This is a genomic window from Methylobacterium tarhaniae (assembly GCF_001043955.1).
In the GTDB taxonomy this organism is placed as follows: Bacteria; Pseudomonadota; Alphaproteobacteria; order Rhizobiales; family Beijerinckiaceae; genus Methylobacterium; species Methylobacterium tarhaniae.
Window position 1 is genome coordinate 1 of sequence record NZ_LABZ01000241.1, and the last position, 3431, is coordinate 3431.

3 protein-coding genes are annotated in these 3431 nt (G+C 71.0%); 1 reads left to right on the top strand and 2 read right to left on the bottom strand.

All coding sequences use genetic code 11. From position 1 onward, the window contains the following. On the bottom strand, positions 1–890 hold an 890-nt coding region (locus VQ03_RS26865; protein WP_157064275.1), incomplete at its 3' end, for an ABC transporter permease. Positions 891–1227: 337 nt separating this feature from the next. Further along, a complete protein-coding gene (locus VQ03_RS26870) occupies positions 1228–2829 on the bottom strand; it encodes an ABC transporter substrate-binding protein (protein WP_048453984.1) in 1602 nt (533 codons plus the stop codon). Positions 2830–3057: 228 nt separating this feature from the next. Here VQ03_RS26870 and VQ03_RS26875 point away from each other — a divergent pair. Beyond that, positions 3058–3431 (top strand): GntR family transcriptional regulator (locus tag VQ03_RS26875; RefSeq protein WP_048453985.1); only part of this gene is annotated, 374 nt, incomplete at its 3' end.

Below are 3431 nucleotides of genomic sequence, written 5' to 3' on the forward strand. Positions count from 1 at the left end.
CTCGGCTGCGCCCCGGCCCCGCTCGGGCGCCTCGACGCCTTCGCCTCGCCGCCGCCGACGCGCACCGGGTTCCTCCTCCTCGACAGCCTCGCGGCGGGCGACCTCGAGACCTTCCGGGCTGCCCTCGCCCAGATCGCCCTGCCGGCCCTGACGCTGGCGATCTTCGCCCTCGCCCCCATCGCCCGCATCACCCGGGCGGCGATGCTCGCCGTGCTCGCCGCCCGGGTGATGCGGGCGATGGGGGCGAGGGCGAAGATCGCCAGCGTCAGGGCCGGCAGGGCGATCTGGGCGAGGGCAGCCCGGAAGGTCTCGAGGTCGCCCGCCGCGAGGCTGTCGAGGAGGAGGAACCCGGTGCGCGTCGGCGGCGGCGAGGCGAAGGCGTCGAGGCGCCCGAGCGGGGCCGGGGCCCAGCCGAGCACGAAGTAGAAGACGTAGACGAGGAGGAGCCCGGTGAAGAAGACCGGCAGCGACACGCCCGCCGTCGCCACCACCCGGCAGGCGTGATCGACGAGGGAGCCCTGCCGGAGCGCCGCCGCGACGCCCAGCGGAATCGCAATGACGAGCGAGAGGACGAGGCCGAACAGGGTCAGCTCGGCGGAAGCCGGCAGCCGGCTGCCGAGATCCGCCGTCACCGGCTGTCCCGTGGTGAGCGAGCGGCCGAGATCGCCCCGGGCGAGGTCGGCGACGTAGCGGGCGAACTGCTCGGGCAGCGGCCGGTCGAGGCCGAGCTCGGTGCGGATCTGGGCGATGGCCTGGGGCGTCGCGGCGGGGCCGGCGAAATAGGCCGCGGTGTCGCCCGGCAGCACCCGGGTGAGCAGGAACGACACCACGACCACCCCGGCAAGCGCCGGCAAGGTCGTGGCGAGGCGGTCGAGGAGCGTGCGCAGCATCGTGTGGCCCTCCTGAGCGTGAGGCCGGTGGTGGTTGGGGTGTCGGATGGGCGTCCTCGTCCCGCATGGTGATCCGGGGAAGGAAGAGGCGCCGGTTCTCCCTCCCCCCTCTGCGGGGGAGGGTGCCCGGCGGAGCCGGGCGGGAGAGGGGCGGCGCGACGCTGAAGAACGTGGCGCTCTTCACGTCAGGCGGCGACCTTTCCGGAAGCGGCGTCCCCTCTCCCGGCTCACTGCGTTCGCCACCCTCCCCCGCAGAGGGGAGGGGAAACCCGCGCCATTCCTTTCCTCGGTCAGTTCAGCGAAAGAGGAAGGGCTCACCCACGCAGCGTACCGCCCCTCACGATGCCGTCCCCTTGGTCAGGTATCGGAAATCCGGCTCGCGGCAGGGCTGGAACTGGTAGCCGTTGATCGTGCGCTGCATCGCGACGTCGTGGGTCGGCTGGGCGATCGGCACCATCGGCACCTCGCGCTCGGCGAGGGACACGAAGTCGATCACGCTTCGATCGTAAACCGCCTTGTCCTCGGCGAAGCGGGCGGTGTCGATCAGCTTGTCGAGCGCCGGGTTCTGGTACGAGGCGATGTTGAAGATCGAGTTCGCCCCGTGCAAGGTCCAGAACAGGTAATAGTCGGGATAGTCGAGCCAGCCGGCGAAGCGGTTGAGCACCATCGGGTTGGTCTTCTTGGAGATCTCGCCGCGGAAGTTCGCGCCGGGAATTTTCCCGATCTCGACCGTGATGCCGATGCCGGCGAGCGCCTCCTTGATCAGTACCGCCATCGGCTCGGCGACGGTGGCGTTGCCGGCATCGAACAGGAGCGTGGTCGAGAGGCCACCCGGGGCGGCGGCCTGGACCAGGGCCTTCGCCTTCGCCGGATCGGTCCGGTACGGGTAGGGCTGCGGCCAGGCGACCCGCGGCGTCTCCGGCCCGCCCGACATGTCGAGGCCGCGGCCGAACAGCGAGGCCTGCAGGATCTTCTCGTAGGGCAGCACCCAGGCGACCGCCTGGCGCAGGCGGACATCGGTGAACGGCCCGACGGCCGTGTTGAGGTAGACCGACCAGACCCCGTTCGGGATCGGCACGCCGACGACCTTGATCTTGCCGGCGTCGATAAGGTCCTTGAAGTCCTTCGGCGGCAGCCCGTACGAGATGTCGGCGTCGCCCTTCTCGATGAGCGCCCGGCGGGTCGAGGGCGAGGCGATGTCGCGGGCGATGACCCGGCGCAGCTGCGGCAGCTTGCCCGACGTCCAGGCGTCGTTGCGGGCGTAGATCGTCTCGACGCCCGGCTTCCAGCTCTCGACCCGGTAGGCGCCCGAGCCCGCGACGTTGTTCTTGAGCCATTCCTTGGCCCAGGGGTCGCCACCGCCGTTGCGCTGGGCCAGCTCGGAATCGATCACGAAGGGGATCGTGACGGCGAGGTTCGACATCGTCATCTTGTCCTTGCGGACGAAGTCGACGCGGAAGGTCTTGTCGTCGAGGGCGACGAACTGCTCCGGCTTCTCCAGCGAGCCGGCATTCATCTGCGTGGTGGCGAAGCCCCCGATCGAGACCGCCCGGTCGAGGGACCACTTCACGTCCTTGGCCGTGACCGGCCGGCCGGAATGGAACGTGGCGTCGCGAAGCTTGAAGGTGCAGCTCATCCCGTCCGAGGCGACCTGCCAGCTCTCGGCCAGCTCGCCTTCGAGCTCGCCCATCTTCACGGCATTCCCGCCGCCGCCCGGGATCGGCACCGGCTTGAAGCGCAGGAGCCGGTCGTAGCAGTTGAGCGCCACCCCGTTCACCGGCTGCGAGGCGCCGATGCCCTGCATGTCGAGGGAGTTCGGCCCGTATTCCTGCACCAGCAGCAGGGTCTCGTTGCGGGTCGGGTTCTGGGCGTGCGCCTGGTTCCTCGCCACGAACGGCGCGGCGAGCCCGGCGGCGAGAGCGGTGCGGCGGGTGATCATGCGGCACGGGCCTTCGTCGGCAAGAGGGGCGTATGCCCGCAACGGCGGGCATCACGCCACCGCGAGGCAAGGTTCGGACCGGCACCGGAAATTGCATGCAACTCGGAAAGAGTGCATGCATTCCGACGATCTTGCACGCATGTTGTTTGGGCGCAGGCGCCGCAATTTCAGGCATGCCCGCGCCGTGACGATGCGGCAGGGTCTGAGCCGTTCGCGAGTGGGGACGGGATGGACGAGGCGACAGGACGGACGCGGACCGAGCGGCTGGCGGCCGAGATCGCCGAGGCGATCGTCACCGGCGCGCTCGCGCCGGGCCACCGCCTCGACGAGCAGGCGCTGGCGGACCAGTACGGGGTGTCGCGCACGCCGGTGCGCGAGGCCCTGCGCCAGCTCGGCACCTCGGGCCTCGTCGAGGTGCGGCCGCGCCGCGGCGCGGTGGTGGCGCAGGTCACGCCCGAGCAGCTCGCCGCCTTGTTCGTCGCCATGGGGGAGATCGAGGCGACCTGCGCGCGGCTCGCCGCCCAGTCGATGAGCCCGCTCGAGCGCCGCCGCCTCGACGCCCTCCACGACGCCATGGCCGACCTCGCCCGGGCCGGCGACCC

What these genes read in the sequence shown, in the direction of transcription:
- VQ03_RS26870 (WP_048453984.1), bottom strand. Translation starts at nt 2,829, where the DNA reads ATGATCACCCGCCGCACCGCTCTCGCCGCCGGGCTCGCCGCGCCGTTC.